1 protein-coding gene is annotated in these 470 nt (G+C 58.7%); it reads left to right on the top strand.

The genetic code is table 11. From position 1 onward, the window contains the following. On the top strand, nucleotides 1–470 hold a 470-nt coding region (locus GIB19_RS28585), incomplete at both ends, for a contractile injection system protein, VgrG/Pvc8 family (protein ID WP_274888866.1).

Here is a 470-nt window from a genome sequence, read left to right as displayed (position 1 = left end):
TGGGGCACTTTGATCCAGTATGTGGTCAACCCACACCAGAGCCGCGAGTACTGTGTCCAGGCCGGTGACCTGGACCTGAACTTCTTCTGGCGCCTGTCGGCCGAAGAAGGCTTGATCTGCACCTTCGAGCACAGCGAAGCCAACCACGTGGTGATCCAGACGGATCACATCAGCAATTTCGGTAGCCTGGAAGGCGAGCCAGTATTGTATGTCGCCAACCGCGGCGGCATGGAGCAGCAACCCTGCCTGCGCCACTTCGCCTATCGCGAACAGGTACGCACCAGCAAGCAGGTCCAGCGCGACTACACCTTCACCCACCCACGCTACAACCATGAGCACACCATGTTCCCTCAGGACATGGGCAATCAAAGCAACGACTACGAACGCTACGACTACCCTGGCCGCTACAAGCACGACAACGCCGGCAAGCCGTTCACCCAGACCAAAGTCAATGCCCTGTTTGGCGATGC

Origin of the sequence: Pseudomonas sp. ITEM 17296, from assembly GCF_028895205.1 — a bacterium.
GTDB classification, from domain to species: domain Bacteria; phylum Pseudomonadota; class Gammaproteobacteria; order Pseudomonadales; family Pseudomonadaceae; genus Aquipseudomonas; species Aquipseudomonas kermanshahensis.
Note: the sequence above shows the minus strand (reverse complement) of the source record. Positions and strands in the feature narration are given on the sequence as shown.